We start from the raw sequence: 15,456 nt of genomic DNA, 5'->3' as shown, positions 1-15,456 counted from the left end.
CAACCAGAAAAAATTAAAACAAATGATCCGGGAAGAGGAATCTTCCATTCCCGACCAGGAATTTTTTACATCCTCTGCCTTCCATCGTTATCTTACTTCCCAGGCACGGGCCGCTACCGGGCGTTACTGCTATGGGCTGCAGGCACTGATCTCCTGGGATGAATCCGAGGATGCGGCACTGGCTTACACAGACTCTTACAAGATCTACCTGAATGCGGCAAACCATGTTACCCAGAGCTTTCCGTCCCGCTTCCTGCGGGCATTAAGCCTGGTAGGGATGACCGGGCATGAGACGGCACATCTTTTGTTTACGGATTTTACCACCCGGAACCTCTACCTGACAAATCTGGGGAATGGCACTTTTTACCCGGAAAATCCTTCCGTAGAGCTGTCCGCTTATCAGAAAAGCCAGACGGAGATCCTGGACGCACTGGAGGAAAAAGACAAGGCCGTATCTCTGACCTTACAGACCTGTGCGGCTTCTCTCCAGAACATCCTGGAAGACATCTATATTGAAGCAAGGATGTGCGCTGCCTTTCCCGGCAGCTTCCGCAAGGGCATCCAGCTCAATAACCTGCGGATGGTAGAACAGATCCCGGATCTCCACGAACAGCTCAGCAAGAACTATCAGCCGTTTACGATTGCGACCAACCTGCTTCTGGCCTATTGCCGGTCCGGCACCATCAGTAACCGCTTCCACAGCAGCAGCGAATATCTGGATGTGCTGACTGACGGCATGGAATATATCGACACGGCACTGGACGCCCCCTCGATCAAAGAGCGGCTGACTGCGACCAACTGCCTGCTTGTCCTGTTCTGGGACTTTATCAAACCGCTGGTAGAAGAAATGCGGGAAAGACTGGAACACCAGGATGAACTGGAAGCAACAAAAGAACTTCAGGAGCTTCTGGACCAGCAGATTGCAGGCGGCACGCCCATTCCTTTGGGAAAAGACGGAGCGGAGGTAAAAAATATCCCTGCCGCCAAAGGAGGCGCAGGCACCGATCCGCAAGACGCAGATTTCTTTTCTTCCAAAGGCCGTGAGGAACAATTAAAGAAAACTGAAAAAGTGATGGCGGAAGAAGGCGGGCGGCTGGCTCTTGCCAAGACCAGCGCTATTTTGGACGGCAATGACCCGGGCGTAACCTATGCGCCTCAGTATGCCGGCACCGGCTATGAGGATGCAGCAGCGGATATTGCCCGTGTCTTAAAGGAAGCCGCAACAGAAAAAGCGCAGGCGGACTATGAACAGCAGCTATCAGAAGAATTGCAGAAAGCGGCAAATGATATCCATTACGGAAACGCCCATGCCGGTATCCATGTGACCATTCATCGGATACAGGACATCCCAAATCGGCTGATCCGGCAATATGAAGAAATCTCGCCGCCCCTTCTTCGGGCATCCAAACGCCTGCAGAGTACCATCCTGCCCCTCTTAAAAGAGGAGGCGGAAGGCGGGAAACAGAAGAACCTGCTGTATGGACGGCGGCTGGATATGCGCTCCTTCCATCACCAGGACGGTTCTTTCTTCATAAGGACCCGGCTCCCCGCCGATGAACAGCGGCTGGCAGTGGGGCTTCTGATTGATGAAAGCGGCTCTATGGGGTGGGGTGACCGCATCACCCATGCCAGAAAGACAGCCATTGTCCTTTATGACTTCTGTATCAGCCTGGGCATCCCGGTAACCATCTACGGTCATTCCACGGATTCCCGTGGGGTAGCCCTCTATTCCTATGCGGAGTTTGATTCTGTAGATGAGAAGGACCGCTACCGGCTGATGGATATGAAAGACCGCAGCGGCAACCGGGACGGCGCTGCGCTCCGCTTTGTTGCAGAGCATCTGGCGCAAAGACCGGAAAAGCGGAAACTTCTGATCCTGATCTCGGACGGTCAGCCCGCAGATGACGGTTATTACGGCACGGAGGCGGAAGCAGATCTCCGGGGGATCAAGCAGGAATACGCCAGACAGAATATCATCCTGTTTGCGGCAGCGATCGGAGAGGACAAGGATGCCATCCAGCGCATCTACCAGGAAGGGTTCCTGGACATTACCCGTCTGGACGACCTTCCAAAGAATCTTACGATTCTTGTCAAACAGTATCTCAGATAATCCCAGTTTAAGAAAAAAAGAGGTGATAAACCATGAACCAGTCTTATCAGAACAAGGCTTCGGACCAGATCTGTAAGATCCAGAATGACAAAAAACTGATCTCCTTCCATGACCGGCTGCGGGCAGCGCCCAATACCAGCTACGCCCAGCTCCACGCCAAAGGGGAGTTTTCAGAAAATAACCACAAGGTTCATTCTCTGATCGGCGTTTCTATCCAGGATTATTCCAACGGCACCGGGGAGCGCAACATCATCACCCGGTTCCACCTGGCCCCGGAGCAGATCCAGTTTTTCCTGACCCGCATTACCGCAGGCTTCCAGGAATTTGAGTGGAGTATCAGCAAAATCTTTGGGGAACCCGATCAGTACGGGTACTCCACCGCACAGCAGTTTTCCATTTCCCGGCACAGCCGGACATCCGACGGCAGGGAGATGAAGAACCCGTGGCGGCTCCAGATCGTCAATGGGCGGGGGATCAAGGTTAAAAACAGGAACGGTGGCTCCTATATGCAGTCCGGCAGCTTCCAGATGGAAAAAAACGCCTTCATCCAGCTTGCGGATATAGACCTCTACCTGCTGTTAAAACGGGTGGATTCCTATATTTCAGAGTGGGAACACTGCATCGCACAGCCACTAATCACAAGTGGAAAAGAACTGCTTGTAAACCAGCAGACCCAGCGCCAGCAGGTACAGCAGCAATTTCAGCAATATCCATACGCCGCATAAACAGATGCGGAAGAACACAGTCAGGAAAAGAAGCGGAACCCCCGCTTCTTTTTCTGTTCTGTCACCAGGAATAGAAAGGACGATTGATATGAGTATTGCATTGATCCGAAACATGGACACCCAGGGCCGCATCATCATCCCTGCGGATATCCGGAAAGAAACGGGCATCCAAAGCGGCAGCACCCTGGAAATCGCAACAGAGGGAGCCACCATCCGCATCCGGAAATGCAGGTCCCCGTTCCCCGGGTGTAAAGAACTCCCGGAGTTTCTGGAGCCTCTGCATCGGAAGATCCGCTGTGGGGCTGCCATCTGCAATGCAGAATACATTCTGGCTTCCACCGGATGTTTTTTGCCGGAGGGCGCCATGATCACACCGGAGCTACGCTCCCTTGTGCTGAAACAGGAAGAACAGATTTTTCATGCCGATATGCCAACACCGGTTCCGGACAGCCGCCGGACGGTTTCTGCCCTGTTCCCGGTGTGCCTTGCTCCAGCTTCCAAAGAAGCTGCGCTGCTGCTGATTCCGGAGACAGGAAGACCCCTGACCGCTACGGAACAGGAGTGCGCACGGCTTGTGGCAAACATGATCACCAGAAAATACAAAGAAAGATAAAGAAAGGACAAATACCTATGAAAGCATTACATCCATTAACAGAAGAACAGCGGATTTTCGCAGAAGAGCATCACGATTTTATCTATCAGTACCTGAACAGGCGGCATCTGAGCATTGAAGAATACTACGATACTGTAGTCTTTGGCTATCTGGAGGCCGTACAGGACTATCTGGAAAAGCCGGAGCTTAAACAATACCAGTTCTCCACCATTGCCCGGATCGCCATGAGAAATGCGCTTGCACGGGAATGGGAAAAGCAGAGCCGCCCCATGCGGAAAGCCTTTCTGGAAGAATATGAGGATGACACCACCTCTCTGGATGAGTTCCTTCCCAGCCGGCAGGAACGTCTGGCAGAGGCAATGGATGACCGGAGCCGCCTGCTGGCGCTTCTGGCTTATCTGACGCCGAAGGAACGCCAGGTGGTACATCTGCAGGCAAACGGCTACACCTACCATGAAATTGCTGAGATATGTAAGATCTCATCCCACGGGGTAAACAGCCGTTTCTGCCGCCTCCGCAGGAAAGTGCGGAGTCTGGATGGACTGGAAGGTTCCTTATGAATGACTGGCAGACCTATATATGAAGGAGTGTGATACGGATATGAAAAATGAGAAGATCACGGCAATCCCTGAAAGGAAAAAGGATACCTACCTGACAGCTATCCTCAGCCTGCCCCTGCGTGTGCATGAGCGGGCCTGGCTCTTTACCTGCGGGCGGTCCATTTCCACCTCTCTGGTGAAACAGATCCTGGAAGTATCTCAGGACGGTGTGGTATTTGAGACAGAAAACACAGTCTATCATGTAACCTACGCCCACCGTCCGGCTGAAATCGAGGTGATGTGTGCTTGAGTGATATTTATACCCTGGGAAGCAGCCTGCAAAGGCTGCTCTCCACCCTGAAGATCAACCGGGAACGGGTGCCCTTGGAGACATTAAAGAGCGTGTACCGTGTTCCCTATGAGAAACTGAAAGCGCAGATCCGGGAAAACGTCCAGGAATTTGTCCTCCTGGTCGCCTGCCACCATCTCCTCATCAATCCGGATTATTCAGCGGAAGAGCAGACGGCTGTGGTACAGGCTGTGATTGAGCACTCCCGGATACCAAAGGAAATCAGCAAAAGCCTGACCAGGGACTACGATGTGGCGAAGATCCACCAGATGGCTATGAAACTGCGGGAAGAGATCGAAGCGGCGCTCTGGCCTTATATTAACCGGGAAACCTGCCTGGTGGCAGACCTTGAGGAGCTTGAAAAAACACCGGTCATCTACAATACCCTGACCAGACAGATCTATCAGGACGGGGTATGGATTGACCAGCCGCTGGACCTTTGGGGAAAATTATTGATTTACAGCAGACAGGAGGATGCTGCGCTGCCAGGTGCAGCCCTCCTTCAGAAAGGAGAACAAACAATATGATATTAGAAAGAAATGAAACACCAGAAGAACTCGCTTTCGCACTAACCTTTCCGCAAATACGGGAGGCCCATGAAATATACAAAAAGCACTGCTTTTTTCAGGATTTTATCGAACATTGCGAAGAGCGGCGCCAGGAAAGGACCGGGCGCTGCAACCTTCCCTATCAGACACTGGAACAGGAAACCGATATTCTATGCACAGCCTATGAGCTGTATGAGAAACATGAGGACAGCAATGTTTCCTATAATGTGATGTTGGAAAGTGTGATCGATGCAATCGAGGAGCAGATTGCAAACGGTAAACTACTCCCCCATACAGAACCGACGCCCCGTGTGGTGCTGGTCATCGAGGACGGCATTGTTACCGCCTCTTATACAAATACTCCCTCTATTCAGGCAGAAGTCATCAAACTGGATAAAGAATATGATTCTTCCGAAGAGCGGGAGGCAGCTTACGCAGCCTTAGATCACGATCCGGAACTGTGTAAATGTGAGTGCCATATTAGCTGGCCCGGATATGAGGATGAAACAGAAAGCGGGGAGATGGAATAATGGCGAATATATGCTGCGATGATGTATGCTTTTTCTCAGATGACAATGCAGAAGGGATTGAATCTCTCTGGAAGGACCTGGAAACCGCTATTACTCCCGGTTATAAAGATGACCTGGGGAGTATCCGGCACCTGTTTCTCCATGCGGGGATCGCCACAGACGAAATCAGTCTGCGTGGCACTATTATAGATATGGATAAAAATGATACCCGTATCCTTCTCTCTTTGGATACCGCATGGCGTCCGCTCCATGATGCGTATACAGCGATTGCGAACACATATGGCGTTTCCTTTGTCATGCGGAGCATGGAGCCAGGCTGCGGCATTTTCTATAATACGGATGATACCGGGAATACCTTTCCGGACCGATACTGTGTAACCGGTGAGACCTCGATTGACACCCCCTGCGGGATCCCTCTGGAGGAAAAGGTTGATTATGGGACTGCTTTTCCATCAGAAAATGCCCTGATGGAGACCTTCCATGATCTTGGCTACCCGGAAGAAACTCTGGAGGCACTGGCTGGTACTTTGGATGAACAGGGTGTCTATATCCACTCCTATATCAACCCCTACCAGTAAAAGAAAGGATGTGCCGAAATGACAATTTATGTTTTACACGGGTATGCTGACGGTCTGATTGACCCCATAGCCAATACGGACTATGAGAAAGTATATGAAGCAATGAAAACAGCTTATGAAAATGCCCTGGACGGGGTAACGCAGGAGGATTCCGACCGAGAATACAGCTTTCTGGAGGGATGGTCCGCAACTGCTGTTGTCCACGGCGAATGGAAGGAATGGCAGATTGCCCGGCTTGAAGTGTAATGCACAGTTGCACAGGCAGCACTCCGACCGGCTCCTGTCAGTGGCGATTATTACCGGGCCAAAGACGTGGAGAAAACCAACGGCCACTTCCTGATGTTCAACAAGATGATCGACACCCTGGATGAACCTTTGAGCGAGGAACTCATTAAGGCGTTCCACTTTGAACTGAAAAGCGGCGTGTTTGAAAACCGCGCCAACGGTTATGCTATCAGGGATTATAAAAAGCGTCCCAATATGGTAGGCATGTACGAAACCGCCCTTCCCAAAGAGGTGCCGGAAAAAATGCGGGAGCTTCTCGCCTGGTATCACGAGATCCCAGACAAAACGCTTTCCGTCATGGCCCAGTTCCATGCCCGGTATGAAGCGCTGCACCCCTTCCAGGACGGCAACGGCAGAACCGGCAGGCTGGTCCTGTTCCGGGAGTGCTTAAAAGCTGACCTGGTGCCGGTGGTTATTGAGGACAAGTACCGGACCAGATACATCGAAGGGCTGAAGGAATACCTGGAAACCGGAAAAACCGCACTTCTGGAAGAACTGTTTACGGAAGAACAGAAAGAATACGCTAAAAAAGTGGACTATTTTCTTGGCGAAGATATGTAAATTGAGTTGGAGCCGCCCTCACGGACGGCTCCTTTTTGTTTACAGCCTTAAAAAGCAAGCTCAAGAAATAGTTATATAATACCTTGTTTGAACACAAGCTCTTATGTTTCCAGACAACATGGGATTTTTATAACTCATATTCTTCTAATTTACCATTTTCTAATGTATAATTAAAAAATTCTTCATTTGTCATATCTATAAAATATGTCCTGATAATACGACATACCCCTCCATGACTAATTAAAAGGACATTTTTCCCTTGATATTCTTTCTTAATCTTGTCAATGATACCATATACTCTATATGCTACCTGCATCATAGATTCACCGTCAGGATATCTATATGCAAAATTCCTCTTATTGTTTAGAAATTGAGGATTTTTTCGGTCAACACCTTCGTATATCCCGTAATTTTGTTCAATAAGTAATTCTTCTATGCATATAGGAATATTATTTTTCCCAGCAAGGATCTTACTTGTTTCTACTGCTCTTCTTAAAGGAGAAGTTACAATAATGTCAATATCTTCAGGCAGGATAAAAGCCAATTCTTTTGCTTGTTCTATGCCCTTTTCTGTCAACTCTACATCAGTAATTCCACACACTTTATTTTGTGCATTCCATACAGTTTGACCGTGACGTGCAACATATAACTTCATAGTTCCAAACTTACCTCCTCAACAACTTCCAATTTGTTGATATTTCAATTATACTAAATTATTCTCTATAACACCATGCCAACTTATTAAAACAACCTCATCTGTTCATACTCCGCACGCTGTTCCAGCAGCACCGGGGTCTTATGCAGCAAAGATTCTGTCGCCTGATCATCCAGCACCCAGTCTTTCAGCTCCTCCGGCTCCAGGATCAGCGGCATCCGGTTATGGACCGGTGCCACGGAAGAGTTTGCGTCTGTGGTCAGGATCACGAACCTCTCCTGACCTTCATACCAATTATAACATCCTGCCATAAACAGAACCGGTGTTTCTTTCCGCTCAAAGATAAACTTCTCCTTGCTCTTATTCCACTCATAAAATCCCCTGGCGGGAATGATACAGCGCCGGTGCTGTACGCTATCCTGGAAGGTTCTGCGTTCCAGGGCGCTCTCTGCCCTTGCATTGATCAGCAGCTTTCCTTTCTCAAACCCTGGAAAACCCCACCGCATCTGTTCTGCAGCCAGATGATTTCCCTCTCCCTTCAGGATCATGGCATTTTGCGAAGGGAATACATCTCCGGTGCGTTCCATCTTCAGCCTTCTGTCCAGATCCCGTACCAGTTTTTCAATCTCCCTGGCGGTTTCATCATCCACATAATACCGTCCACACATAGTTTTTCTCCTTTCACCTGCAGCACTACATGCCTTCCCAACTGATCTTCCAGCAGCTTGTCTCCAGATAATAGTAGAGGCGGAACCGGTATTCCTGATTTTCCACAACTGTACTGCACCGGTACTCCTGGATGGGAATGCCACAGTAGAATTTTTTGTCCTGTGTCAGCACACGGATCTGGCTGATCGTATGGAGCAGACCTTCTTCATCCTGATACTTGACCAGTTTCGGCATGACAGCTCCGGTACTCGTAAACCAGACACCACAGGCAATCTCCTCTAAATCTCTTTTTAATTCTCCTTCATCGGGATTCTGCGTATTGATGCCGATCCCCATACTCATCCTTCATCACCTCTTAGTTTACCCCAATCTTTTTATAATCAACAGTCCTTTTTTCCCGGCTGATCCCGCCAGACATATGGTCGATGGGGCTTCCAATAAATGCTGCCCGCTTTACCGAATCAATCCCGTATCTTCCCCGTATCCGGTCTATGGTAGCGTCCATCCGCTCCAGCTTCTCATAGTCTGTATCATCAAACATATCCAACTGGCGCATGTTGAACCCATCCTTTACCCGGCTGGTGTGGATCCCCAGATGCCGGATGGCTGTCCCATCCCATAATTGGTCAAAAAGCTGACAAGCGCAGCGATGGATCTCAATGGTTATGTTCGTAGCGTTCTGCAGGGTCATCTGATGGCTGGCATAGGAAAGGTCGTGGGATTTGATTCCCACAGCGATCACTTCCGCCCGCACCTTTGCTGCCCGCAGCCTGGTTCCCACGGTCTCAGCCAACGCCAGCAGTACCAGTTTCGCCGTAGACGCATCCGTTACGTCAAAGGCAATAGTAGTGGAGTTCCCATATCCTTTATTGGCCGGGGCTTCCGACTGTACCACAGATACATCCATACCATTGGCAAACGCCCAGATGACCTCCCCATGCTTTTTCAAATGGATCTTCAGCAGATGCGGGTCCGCATGAGCCAGCTCCCCTATGGTATAGATCCCCAGGCTAAACAGCTTTTTTGCCGTAGCCCTGCCTACAAAGAACAGGTCGCTGACCGGAAGCGGCCACATCTTATCCCGGAGTTCTTCCCGCCAAAGGGTATGCACCCGATCCGGTTTCTGGAAATCTGATGCCATCTTCGCCAACAGCTTGTTCTCAGAGATCCCGATATTGACCGTAAAGCCCAGCGTATCCCGGATCTGGTCCTTCATTTTCACAGCCGCTGTCAGGGGATCCCCCCAGAGCCCTTCCGTACCAGTCATATCCACAAAGGCTTCATCAATGGAATACTGCTCCACAGCCGGAGAATACTGGCGGAGGATATCCATAAATGCTTTCGAGCATTTCTCATACAGCCCATAATTGGGAGGAACCAGAAGAAGCCCCGGACACTTCTGCCTTGCCTCAACAATGGTCTCCCCGGTTTTGATCTGATACTTCTTTGCCGGGATAGACTTTGCCAGGATGATCCCGTGCCGCATCGCCATATCGCCGCCCACCGCTGAAACCATGTTTCGCAGATCCTCCTTTCCGCCTAAGTGGTGGAGGCGGTAGACGGCTTCCCAGGAAAGAAACGCAGAATTGACATCAATATGGAAAATTACCGTTCTTCCATGTCTCAAACGTGTGTTCGCCTCCTTTTTTTCTTCTATTATGGAGAACATATGTTCTTTCGTCAAGAGGATTTTTCTGTCAAAAGCTGCCCGTCTCCCCAGCGGTTTTACATTCATATACTATATATAGTGCTAAATCACTTCTTTGCATTTGACACGCTCTATATATAGTGTTATACTCATTTTGTACCATATATTTTGTGTCTATCCGGAAAGGATTTATCACACGCTGTTTAGGTTTGTAATCAGTCAGAGGGATACTCTGCCATCAGGGCAGTACCTTCTGGCTTTTTTTATTTTGCAGAAAACTGCACGCTGTCAGAGAATGAGCATTTTGCGTCATTCTCTTTTTTTATGCCTGAACATGGGAAAGGAGGGTTGTTTTTCAATGCTCCGGATGGACATGGTAACAGAAAGGAGAAACAGAACCATGAATGAAGGAACCAAAATCAAAGAACTGGTCCAGACACTGAATCATCACCGGCACGCATACTATAACCTGAACGCACCGGAGATCTCCGATGCGGAGTATGACCAGATGTATGACCAACTGAAAAAGCTGGAGGAGGAAACAGGGATCATTTACTCTAATTCCCCCACCCAGACGGTAGGCTACCCGCCGGTCAGTGAACTGAAAAAAGTGCCGCACCCGCATCCGCTTTTATCTCTGGACAAAACAAAGCAGGTAACGGATCTGTGCCGTTTCTGCGGCAGCCACGCAGCCTTGCTCATGCTGAAGCTGGACGGGCTGACTGTAAAACTCACTTATGAAAACGGCAGGCTCACAGAGGCAGCCACCAGAGGAGACGGTGAGACCAGTGAAGAGATCACCCACAACATTCCCACCTTTGAGAATGTACCGCTCACAGTTTCCTATAAAAAGCGGCTGGTTGTCACCGGAGAAGCCTTCATCCGGCGGAAAGATTTTGAACGGATGAACGAAACCCTGCGGGACCGGAACGGGGAGCCCTATAAGAATACCCGGAACCTGGCAGCCGGATCGGTGCGAAGCCTGGATCCTGAAAACTGCAAGGGCCGCTGCGTTACCTTCCTCCCGTTCAACGTATTGGAAGGACTGGATGAGGGAGAAAACAGCAACAGCCGGGAAGAACGCCTGTACCAGTTATCCAAACTGGGCTTTGGCTCCTGCCCCTACATTCCCCTGAATCCAGAGCAGATTTCCCCGGAATACCTGGATCTGCGAATCCAGGATCTGAAAGAGAAAGCAGAAGAACTGGATCTTCCCATTGACGGAATGGTACTGATTTTCGATGACCTGGCATATTCCGCAAGCTGCGGAAGGACCGGACATCATTACAAGGACGGACTCGCCTACAAATTCGAGGATGAAACCTACGAAACCATCCTCCGGAGTATCGAATGGACGCCTTCCCGCTTCGGGGAACTTGCGCCTGTGGCAGTCTTTGACACCGTAGAGATTGACGGCTGCTCTGTATCCAGAGCAACGCTCCATAATCTCACCTTTATCCGGGAACTGGAACTGGTTCCTGGGTGCCGGATTCTGGTCTCAAAGCGCAATATGATCATCCCTCATGTAGAGGATAACCTGGACCGGGGACACTACCAGGATGCGGCCCCGTCTGTCTGCCCGTGCTGCGGCGCTCCTGCAGAAGTTCATCGGAAGATTGCAGAAAAAGGACGGATCATTGAAACTGTACACTGCAGCAATCTATCCTGTGAAAGCCAGCAGTTGAAAAAATTTGTCCATTTCGTCAGCAAAAAAGCGATGAATATTGAAGGGTTAAAGGAAGCTACGCTGGAGAAGTTCCTGGCTCTGGGATATCTTCAGACCTTCCAGGATATCTACCATCTGGATACACACCGGGAGGAGATCATCCATCTGGATGGATTCGGGGAGAAGTCCTTTGACCGGCTCTGGAACTCCATAGAAGCCAGCCGGCACACCTCTTTTGTCCGTTATCTTGTCAGCATGGATATTCCCATGGTGGGCCGCACGAAAAGCCGGGTGCTGGATGATGTATTCTCCGGCAATCTGGATGCCTTCAAAGCGGCTGCTGTGGATGGCTATGATTTCACGCAGTTAGAGGATTTTGGCGCCACCCTGAACCGGAACATCCATGACTGGTTTGCGGATGAAGAAAACCTGGCGCTGTGGGATACGTTACAGAATGAATTTACATTTGAAGAAAGAAAGGAAGAAACCACTATGACAAAAGACAATGTATTTGCAGGAAAAACAATCGTAGCAACCGGAAAGCTGGAAAACTTTACCCGCTCAGAGATCAACGACCAGATCCTGGCGCTTGGCGCAAAGCCGGGCAGCTCGGTATCCAAAAAGACCGACTACCTGATCTGCGGGGAAAAAGCCGGCAGTAAGCTGGCCAAAGCCCAGGCTCTTGGCGTCACGATCCTGTCGGAAGCAGAGTTTTTAGCAATGATTGCGTAGGAGAGGCTATGAGTATAATTACAAACGTATTTCATATTTATGGCTTCCTAATTACAGAGGAAGCAGCCACAGCGATACAAAGCTATGCAAAAGAAAAATGGGAAAAGAACAATCCGAAATTATTCCAGGCTTTCTCGGCTGAAGATGATATTTCTCTATTTCAGGAATATCTGGTCGATACTTACGAAGGATTCCATTACGGAAATGCTGAATATATGTCCGTGTGGAGCCTCAAGGATCACGAAGAACTGGATCTGGATCCTGGCGATTCCTTCTATATCCTTGAACTGAAGAATTTCCCGGAACTTTATTCTTCTGCTTATGCTTCCTATGAAGATATTTTAGATGAATTTCAGGAGAAACTTGCCGGAATCCTTCCCCCTGATCTTCCCTTGGATTCTTACCTGGTGGAGATTATGGGCGAAATATGGGGATAAAAGCCATTGCTTTAAGTATGAAGGAGAGACACCTGTCAGGTGATTACTCCCGGTAACATTACAAAAGAAAAAATGCTTTTGAAAAAGGAACTGCCTGGCGGTTCCTTTCTCATTATAAAAAGGAGAATGAACAATGAATATCAAAGATCGAATTGCAAAACTACTGGCATTATCGGAAAGCCCGAATGAACATGAAGCGAAAGCAGCCCTTTTAAAAGCCCGTGAACTCATGGCTACTCATAAACTGCGTCCGGAAGAGGTATTGGATGCAAAGAAGCAGAAAGTGATCCGAAAAACGGTCCGGGCCAGTTGTACGAAAATGACAAACAAATGGGCGGTAGAGCTTTCTGCCGTGATTGCCCCGCATTATTGCTGTAAGGCATATTACAGCCGGATAAAGCGTACAAAAACGGCAACCATCGGATTTATCGGTCTGGAAGATGATTATGAAGTGTGTTCCCGCATCTTTCTGTACGCTTATGATTATATCCTGGCACACTGCCAGGAGCTTCGCAGAAAATACAAAAAAAGATATAACGGAACACAGCTACGGGAACTCTGCAATGCTTATGGTGCAGGTTTTGCCTCTAGTCTTTATGATGCCTTCCAGAAACAAAACAGCCAGCACGAAGAAGGATGGGGGCTTGTCCTTACTGTTCCCCAGGAAGTAGATAAAGCAGCAGCTTCCCTTCGCAATGGCGGGGTCTATGCGAATTTGAATCCTGGAAACTTCCGCCGCTTTTCTGTGCAAGGCTATGAAGACGGCATAAATTTCCATCCGGAGACTTCACTGGAACAAGCCGAAAATCCAACCTCTCTCTCTGGCTGATGCCAGTACAGAGATTATGAACAAAAAGGAGGATGAATACAATGGGAATAAGCCAGGAAAATCTTGTTAAACTCAGGAGTACCTTCCCACCGGGAACCCGTGTAAAACTGCTCCATATGGATGATCCCTACACCAAAATCCCGGAAGGGACCCTTGGTACAGTCAGGCATGTCGATGACATCGGCACTATCCATGTTTCCTGGGACGGTTACGGTTGCCTTGGTGTAGTATACGTGGAAGACGCCTGCCAGGTCATCCCTTCCGGCAGCAATGATTGATTTTTACTGTCGGAGCTTATAGGACGGTTTCAGAAATGATGTGCCAATCCCACAGATAATTCCGTTGGAATACAAATTCATTTCTGGTATAATAAGGGCAAATGGAGGCAATGATGAGTATGAGTATACAATCAGATGTGGAAATCTTATCTGTACAGGCTCTTGAGCAATATGCCAAACAGCACAACCTGCCTACCGCAGAAGCTGTCAGCCTTTTTTATAAGCACCAGGTATTTGAAAAAATCCTAATACAGCATGAATATCTTCACCAGCTCGACTTAGAAGAGACATTAAATTATGTAGAAGAAATTATTGCTGAAAATGCTCCGGAACTGGTGATTTACCACGGTTCCAATTTTGCATTTGATACGATTGACCTGGAAAAATCCCATAACCGTCGTGACTTTGGTCGGGGATTTTACTGTACCGTCCTGGAAAGCCAGGCAGAGGAATGGGCCAGACGGCTGTATCTGCGCTCCCACAAAGGCGGCAGATACGTTTACCGTTACCTGTTCCGGCAGACAGAGGACCTGAAGATCAAACACTTTACCGCTCTGGATCAGGAATGGCTGGAGTTTATCAAGGAAAACCGCACGAAAGGCGGCATCCAGCACTCTTACGATGTGGTGGTAGGCCCGGTTGCGGATGACAACACCATGGAGACTGTACAGTTATACCTGTCAGGCATTTTAAAATCAGAGGAAGCGGTGGAACGTCTTCGCTACAATAAGGTCAACAACCAGGTATCTTTCCATACGCCCCTCGCCCTGAAGCATCTGACACTGGAATCCCGAAGGGAGGTTGTGTAGATATGAATGGCATCTACTATTTTAACGGAAAAGATATTACTATGAATATGTGTATCCAGATCCGGGACGTGATCGACATCATCAAAGAAAAGAGTCATCTCTCTTTCCCAGATGCAGCACTTGCTTTCTACCAGTCCCAGACGTATCAAGCTCTGCAGAATACAGAGAATACGCTTTGGGCGGAATCAGCGGGCTATATCGCAGACCGGTTCTACGAAGAACAGGAACAAAAAGAATTACAGACAAACTGAATACTAATGCACGATGTTTAAGAAGGGAACTACCTATGTGATAGGCGGTTCCTTTTTTGTATGCAGAAAGGAGTAACAAATGCACGCATTACACAAAATACTGGTTTATATTCCAGAAGCAGTTTCAGATCCAAAGAATTACACTCGCCAGGAATTAATTAATGAGATCCGGCTCTATGCAGAAATGAATACGGATGATTTTTATCTCACAGTCTTTGATCAGCGTACAACAGAGACTGCAGGAAGATGGGAAAACCTGTATCCAGTAAATGTACTGTTTGCAAAAGATGACGTAGCAAAGTTTCTTCAAGAGCTTACTATAACAAAAGAACTACAGCATCAAGAGATTCAACAAAATCTTCTCTATTTAAAAGAAATGATTGGAACCGATCTGGAGGAGATTATTCTGGAAATTGAAAAGCTCAAGAGGAAATCTGATCGGACAGAAAAAATTGATTCTATGGCTGATTATTTCTTATATCAAATTGCTGCACTACTAAACGGTACATATATACTAAATTCTTATTTTTACAACGTAGCTGATTGTACAGCAAGACTCTATCAAGATGACCTGACAGAAGTGGAAAATGCGCCTGATGACTGGGCGCTTGTCTTATTTGACTGTCATAATTAAGGAGAAAAAT

Annotated in this window: 21 protein-coding genes; 17 read left to right on the top strand and 4 right to left on the bottom strand. The window is 48.4% G+C overall.

Features of this window, described 5'->3' with window-relative positions; translation table 11 throughout:
• The first annotated feature begins 22 nt into the window (after nucleotides 1-22).
• The 10 genes from B5E62_RS04750 to B5E62_RS04705 all read left to right on the top strand — a co-directional run bounded on the left by B5E62_RS04750 (nucleotide 23) and on the right by B5E62_RS04705 (nucleotide 6,838).
• Nucleotides 23-2,110 (top strand): nitric oxide reductase activation protein NorD, encoded by a 2,088-nt coding sequence (locus B5E62_RS04750; RefSeq protein WP_087173657.1) that lies wholly within the window; start codon nucleotides 23-25, stop codon nucleotides 2,108-2,110.
• Nucleotides 2,111-2,142: 32 nt separating this feature from the next.
• Nucleotides 2,143-2,835 carry a hypothetical protein gene (locus tag B5E62_RS04745; RefSeq protein WP_087173490.1) on the top strand — a complete coding sequence of 231 codons (693 nt, stop codon included), beginning with the start codon at nucleotides 2,143-2,145 and terminating at the stop codon, nucleotides 2,833-2,835.
• Between the two features lie 88 nt (nucleotides 2,836-2,923).
• Entirely contained in the window at nucleotides 2,924-3,448 is a 525-nt protein-coding gene (locus B5E62_RS04740) for an AbrB/MazE/SpoVT family DNA-binding domain-containing protein (protein WP_162610255.1), read from the top strand.
• Between the two features lie 17 nt (nucleotides 3,449-3,465).
• Entirely contained in the window at nucleotides 3,466-4,008 is a 543-nt protein-coding gene (locus B5E62_RS04735; protein WP_162610254.1) for an RNA polymerase sigma factor, read from the top strand.
• Between the two features lie 19 nt (nucleotides 4,009-4,027).
• Complete coding sequence (locus tag B5E62_RS04730; RefSeq protein WP_242957710.1) at nucleotides 4,028-4,297, top strand: hypothetical protein; 270 nt, start codon at nucleotides 4,028-4,030, stop codon at nucleotides 4,295-4,297.
• Nucleotides 4,294-4,863: a hypothetical protein gene (locus B5E62_RS04725; protein ID WP_087173487.1), complete on the top strand. Its 570-nt coding sequence runs from the start codon at nucleotides 4,294-4,296 to the stop codon at nucleotides 4,861-4,863. The genes B5E62_RS04730 and B5E62_RS04725 overlap by 4 nt, the downstream gene beginning before the upstream one ends.
• Complete coding sequence (locus B5E62_RS04720) at nucleotides 4,860-5,414, top strand: hypothetical protein (RefSeq protein WP_087173486.1); 555 nt, start codon at nucleotides 4,860-4,862, stop codon at nucleotides 5,412-5,414. Before B5E62_RS04725 ends, B5E62_RS04720 begins: the two co-directional genes overlap by 4 nt.
• A complete protein-coding gene (locus B5E62_RS04715; RefSeq protein WP_087173485.1) occupies nucleotides 5,414-5,992 on the top strand; it encodes a hypothetical protein in 579 nt (192 codons plus the stop codon). Before B5E62_RS04720 ends, B5E62_RS04715 begins: the two co-directional genes overlap by 1 nt.
• 18 nt (nucleotides 5,993-6,010) lie before the next feature.
• Nucleotides 6,011-6,238 (top strand): hypothetical protein, encoded by a 228-nt coding sequence (locus B5E62_RS04710; protein ID WP_087173484.1) that lies wholly within the window; start codon nucleotides 6,011-6,013, stop codon nucleotides 6,236-6,238.
• 66 nt (nucleotides 6,239-6,304) lie between these two features.
• A complete protein-coding gene (locus B5E62_RS04705; RefSeq protein ID WP_330397998.1) occupies nucleotides 6,305-6,838 on the top strand; it encodes a Fic family protein in 534 nt (177 codons plus the stop codon).
• Nucleotides 6,839-6,965: 127 nt separating this feature from the next.
• Here B5E62_RS04705 and B5E62_RS04700 read toward each other — a convergent pair whose 3' ends face one another.
• The 4 genes from B5E62_RS04700 to B5E62_RS04685 all read right to left on the bottom strand — a co-directional run bounded on the left by B5E62_RS04700 (nucleotide 6,966) and on the right by B5E62_RS04685 (nucleotide 9,831).
• Nucleotides 6,966-7,493, bottom strand: coding sequence for a histidine phosphatase family protein (locus B5E62_RS04700; protein ID WP_087173483.1), 528 nt, complete (start codon nucleotides 7,491-7,493; stop codon nucleotides 6,966-6,968).
• A gap of 86 nt (nucleotides 7,494-7,579) precedes the next feature.
• On the bottom strand, nucleotides 7,580-8,161 hold the full coding sequence (locus B5E62_RS04695; protein ID WP_087173482.1) for an SOS response-associated peptidase: 582 nt from the start codon (nucleotides 8,159-8,161) through the stop codon (nucleotides 7,580-7,582).
• A 25-nt stretch (nucleotides 8,162-8,186) separates the two neighbouring features.
• Entirely contained in the window at nucleotides 8,187-8,504 is a 318-nt protein-coding gene (locus tag B5E62_RS04690) for a hypothetical protein (protein WP_087173481.1), read from the bottom strand.
• Nucleotides 8,505-8,517: 13 nt separating this feature from the next.
• Entirely contained in the window at nucleotides 8,518-9,831 is a 1,314-nt protein-coding gene (locus B5E62_RS04685; RefSeq protein ID WP_206414297.1) for a DNA polymerase Y family protein, read from the bottom strand.
• A gap of 379 nt (nucleotides 9,832-10,210) precedes the next feature.
• On the opposite strand from B5E62_RS04685, the gene ligA reads away from it, so the two are divergent.
• From ligA to B5E62_RS04650, 7 genes are all read left to right on the top strand, one after another.
• Nucleotides 10,211-12,208, top strand: coding sequence for an NAD-dependent DNA ligase LigA (gene ligA, locus B5E62_RS04680; RefSeq protein ID WP_164488599.1), 1,998 nt, complete (start codon nucleotides 10,211-10,213; stop codon nucleotides 12,206-12,208).
• Between the two features lie 8 nt (nucleotides 12,209-12,216).
• Entirely contained in the window at nucleotides 12,217-12,645 is a 429-nt protein-coding gene (locus tag B5E62_RS04675) for a hypothetical protein (protein ID WP_087173479.1), read from the top strand.
• Nucleotides 12,646-12,778: 133 nt separating this feature from the next.
• On the top strand, nucleotides 12,779-13,474 hold the full coding sequence (locus tag B5E62_RS04670) for a DUF2786 domain-containing protein (RefSeq protein ID WP_087173478.1): 696 nt from the start codon (nucleotides 12,779-12,781) through the stop codon (nucleotides 13,472-13,474).
• A 41-nt stretch (nucleotides 13,475-13,515) separates the two neighbouring features.
• The gene (locus tag B5E62_RS04665) at nucleotides 13,516-13,752 is read left to right on the top strand and encodes a DUF4314 domain-containing protein (protein ID WP_330397997.1); all 237 of its coding nucleotides are present in this window, start codon (nucleotides 13,516-13,518) and stop codon (nucleotides 13,750-13,752) included.
• Between the two features lie 119 nt (nucleotides 13,753-13,871).
• Nucleotides 13,872-14,561 (top strand): DUF3990 domain-containing protein, encoded by a 690-nt coding sequence (locus B5E62_RS04660; RefSeq protein WP_206414296.1) that lies wholly within the window; start codon nucleotides 13,872-13,874, stop codon nucleotides 14,559-14,561.
• A gap of 2 nt (nucleotides 14,562-14,563) precedes the next feature.
• A complete protein-coding gene (locus B5E62_RS04655) occupies nucleotides 14,564-14,812 on the top strand; it encodes a hypothetical protein (RefSeq protein WP_087173475.1) in 249 nt (82 codons plus the stop codon).
• Nucleotides 14,813-14,891: 79 nt separating this feature from the next.
• Nucleotides 14,892-15,446, top strand: coding sequence for a hypothetical protein (locus B5E62_RS04650; protein ID WP_087173474.1), 555 nt, complete (start codon nucleotides 14,892-14,894; stop codon nucleotides 15,444-15,446).
• The last annotated feature ends 10 nt before the right edge of the window (nucleotides 15,447-15,456 follow it).

This window comes from Lachnoclostridium sp. An118, from assembly GCF_002160985.1.
GTDB classification, from domain to species: Bacteria; Bacillota; Clostridia; order Lachnospirales; family Lachnospiraceae; genus Claveliimonas; species Claveliimonas stercoravium.
This window is presented reverse-complemented; position numbering and strand designations above follow the sequence as displayed.